Genomic DNA, 3,090 nt, shown 5'->3' with positions numbered 1-3,090 from the left:
TCATCACGCGGCGCCGTAGGAATCCCCGTCCTTTAGGGCGGGGAGGATGTCAATGAGGGAATGTTTGGCGATGTGGCATTCGTTGGCGAAGGGGTGTACGAATTGCGGATTCACTCAGGTCCCGGATATCGCCTGTACTTTCTTCGCCAGGGAGCTGCCATTGTCGTGTTGCTGTGCGGTGGTGACAAGAGTTCGCAGGCACGCGATGTGCGCGCGGCGAAGCGCTTGGCTCGTCAATGGAGAGATAGCCATGGCTGAAGAATTTTTACCCTATGATCCAGCTGACGTGCTGATCAGCAAGGCGACGGTCGAAGTCTTTCTATCGGATGCATTCGACACGGGGAACGCGAAACTTGTCGCTGCGGCATTGCGGGTTGTTGCGCGCTCGGCGGGGATGAAAGCGATGGCATGGCAAGCCGGCGTGGCGCCAACGCAGCTGGAACACTTGCTACGCTTCAATGATTCTTCGGAACTGGCGGAGATGCTGCTTGTGGCGAAGCAATTTGGCATTGAGATCGGTGAAAAACTACCTGATACCTGTAGCCGCTCTGGCGCATAGTGTGCTGGCACGAGGTGGCGGAACGGTCGTTCTTGGCGCCGCCGCCGCGCTGGCCTTGCGCAGTCCCGGGAACTCTTGATGCGCCAATGCGATCAGTCGTCCGTCGCGTGGAGCTTGGCGCGCAGATCCTCGACCAGGCGCTTGCGGCTGCTCACCGGGTACTCGACGGGCGAGAACGGCATGGACGCCGCCGCGTAGGCGTCGATCAACTCGTGCATCGCCGGCAACTGCTGTGGCGGGAACGCCGTCCTGCCGCCGTTCTCGCTGAGCCGCGCGAGCTTTTCCTGCAACACCTCCTTGTGGGCGATGTGCGCCTCGGAAATGGGATTGGCGACGCACAAGGAAAACGTTCCGTTCAGGAGATGCTTCCAGGCGCTGTCGATGCGGGCGCGCAAGCCTTCGGCAATCGGCGTGCCGGCGTCGTCGAAGCAGTCGCGCAGGCGCCAAGTCGTCAGGTTGAGCGTGGCGAGCGCGGCGGCGAAATCGCCGGCGAAGCGTTTCTGCAAAAAAGCTTCGGCGCCCTGTGCGCCATGGTTGGCGAGTGCCTCGCGCGCCCGCGCCAGCCACGCCAGTTGCGACGGATGGAAATAGCGGCCGGCGGTGGCGCCCGGCGCCGCCATCTCGCCGAAAACAAAGGAACACAGCTTGCCGGCGTCGGTGACCACATAGGACGGTGCCGGCAGCAGGCGGTCGCCGATCAGCGCGTCGAGTTCGTCCATGCCCACCCCGGTGGCGGCGGACAGCTGCGCCTCGTTTAGATAGTGCTCGGCGAGATAGTTGTTCAGTTCTGTCATAAATGCGCTTTCTTTGGCGTTGCCGGGTTTGTCGCGGAGTGATGCATCGGCGAGAATTATACTGTGTTTTTATACAGCAAATTTATGCTGGCGTGAAGTTTAATACGGGATGGCACTGGTGCTCCAGACTCCGATTGACAACGCCGCGCGAGCAACACCACAATGGCCTTCCGCACAACCGTTGGTCACGAGGAGGGCATCATGAGGATTCCGAGCATCGTGCAACACCTGGTACTTGTTGTTGGATTGGCCGTTGCGGCCGCCGCGCCGGCCGCAGACAAAACCAAGAAGGCCGCCGCGCCGCCGGACGAGAAGGCGGCGATGGAGGCGATGGCCAAGGCGGGGACGCCCGGCGAGGCGCACAAGAAGTTGGAGCCGCTGGCCGGCAGCTTCGACGCCAAGTCGCGCTCCTGGATGGACCCGTCCAAACCGCCCGAGGAGTCCAGCGCCACCTCGGTGCGCAAGTGGGTACTCGGCAACCGCTTTCTGCAGGAGGATTACAGCGGCACCTTCATGGGCCAGCCGTTCACCGGCATCGGCTACCAGGGCTACGACAATGTCAACAAGCGCTACGTCGGCTCCTGGATGGACACCATGGGCACGGCGATGATGACGAGCACCGGCAGCATGAGCGGCAAGGTGCTCAAGTCGACCAGCGCGATGACGGACCCGGTGACGGGCAAGAGCGGCAAGTACACCATGACGGTCAACATCGCCGACAACGACCACCACACGCTGGAAATGTGGGGGCCGGACGCCGCCGGCAAGAACGTGAAGTGGATGGAGATCAGCTACACCCGCAGGAAGTAGGCGTTTCGAAGCGGGCGTGCCAGCCCTGCCTCGGCAAATACGGCGACGCGATGGAGGTGCCGGCAAACTCAACATGGCTGATCTCGCGGACATTTCTGGAGGCGGCATGGACGACGAAGCTCTTTCTCGCTAGTCAACCGGAGTCAATCAAGCTTTGCTGCGCTATTTGCCGTCTTGTGGCATAGTAGGCGTATGAAAGCACTCAAAAGCCAGCTCGCTTCGGAATTGCTCGCTGACCCCAAGGCGAGAGATCAGCTTCGGCGGTTCATGATCGCCAAGCGTCTCGATTCTGCTTCGGCGCAGCGCCAGCCGCTAAACGAGGTTATCGGAATCCAACGTAAGAGTGGAGGTTCCGTTACGGCGGTGCTGGTGCCCAAAGCAAAAACGGCATAGTTTCATCTTGGATGAATATCGCCCTCCCCGCACTTGTCGCATTTTTGTTATTGCTTCCCGGATTCATTTTTCGCGCTCGCTTTTAATTGGCAGAGCGGACTTCGCTCGACTTCTCTCCATTCGGTCGCGTCGCTGCTGACGCAATACTGTGTGCGTTATTCGCGCACCTTCTGTGGTTGTTCCTCTCCTTTTTCTTATGTTCCCAGCGCTTCGAGCCCGCAGTACTTCTGAAGCTGCTGTCGTCCGCGCCAACAAGCCAGTCTGAAGCCATCTCGGCGGTAGGTCGGGATTTCGGGTGGATAGCGAGCTACTTCGGCAGCTTGTTCCTCGCTGCACTTGTAGCTCCCGTCGTTTTACGTTCTCAAAATTACGAAACACAGGTTGGACCGTGCGACTGGCCGCTTTAGTTCGATCTTCCGGTTTCACGACGCGCCTTGGTTGCGTATTCCACGCAAACTGGACACCTGTTCCGCCGCAAACTGGACAGTCGTTCCAGCGCAAACTGGACACCCGTTCCAAACCAAACTGGACACC

At 60.1% G+C, this 3,090-nt stretch carries 5 protein-coding genes; 4 read left to right on the top strand and 1 reads right to left on the bottom strand.

The genetic code is table 11. The annotated features are described in order from the left end of the window. Positions 1-60 precede the first annotated feature (60 nt). On the top strand, positions 61-258 hold the full coding sequence (locus tag BM252_RS29660; protein ID WP_093391372.1) for a type II toxin-antitoxin system RelE/ParE family toxin: 198 nt from the start codon (positions 61-63) through the stop codon (positions 256-258). Beyond that, the gene (locus BM252_RS29655) at positions 251-559 is read left to right on the top strand and encodes a helix-turn-helix domain-containing protein (RefSeq protein WP_093391370.1); all 309 of its coding nucleotides are present in this window, start codon (positions 251-253) and stop codon (positions 557-559) included. The genes BM252_RS29660 and BM252_RS29655 overlap by 8 nt, the downstream gene beginning before the upstream one ends. Positions 560-651: 92 nt before the next feature. On the opposite strand, the gene BM252_RS29650 is transcribed toward BM252_RS29655, so the two are convergent. Next, positions 652-1,353, bottom strand: coding sequence for a DUF6058 family natural product biosynthesis protein (locus tag BM252_RS29650; RefSeq protein ID WP_093391369.1), 702 nt, complete (start codon positions 1,351-1,353; stop codon positions 652-654). Between the two features lie 201 nt (positions 1,354-1,554). Between BM252_RS29650 and BM252_RS29645 the strand changes: the two genes are divergently transcribed. Together BM252_RS29645 and BM252_RS30755 are read left to right on the top strand one after the other, a co-directional pair. Then, positions 1,555-2,163, top strand: coding sequence for a DUF1579 domain-containing protein (locus BM252_RS29645; protein ID WP_174900733.1), 609 nt, complete (start codon positions 1,555-1,557; stop codon positions 2,161-2,163). Between the two features lie 192 nt (positions 2,164-2,355). Continuing rightward, a complete protein-coding gene (locus tag BM252_RS30755; RefSeq protein WP_139236830.1) occupies positions 2,356-2,556 on the top strand; it encodes a hypothetical protein in 201 nt (66 codons plus the stop codon). Positions 2,557-3,090: the final 534 nt, after the last annotated feature.

Origin of the sequence: Rugamonas rubra (genome assembly GCF_900114705.1) — a bacterium.
In the GTDB taxonomy this organism is placed as follows: Bacteria; Pseudomonadota; Gammaproteobacteria; order Burkholderiales; family Burkholderiaceae_D; genus Rugamonas; species Rugamonas rubra.
Note: the sequence above shows the minus strand (reverse complement) of the source record. Positions and strands in the feature narration are given on the sequence as shown.

Bases quoted from the DNA above. Each gene is read 5' to 3' on its own strand.
- BM252_RS29660 (WP_093391372.1), top strand. From the start codon at position 61: ATGTTTGGCGATGTGGCATTCGTTGGCGAAGGGGTGTACGAATTGCGG.
- BM252_RS29655 (WP_093391370.1), top strand. From the start codon at position 251: ATGGCTGAAGAATTTTTACCCTATGATCCAGCTGACGTGCTGATCAGC.
- BM252_RS29650 (WP_093391369.1), bottom strand. From the start codon at position 1,353: ATGACAGAACTGAACAACTATCTCGCCGAGCACTATCTAAACGAGGCG.
- BM252_RS29645 (WP_174900733.1), top strand. From the start codon at position 1,555: ATGAGGATTCCGAGCATCGTGCAACACCTGGTACTTGTTGTTGGATTG.
- BM252_RS30755 (WP_139236830.1), top strand. From the start codon at position 2,356: ATGAAAGCACTCAAAAGCCAGCTCGCTTCGGAATTGCTCGCTGACCCC.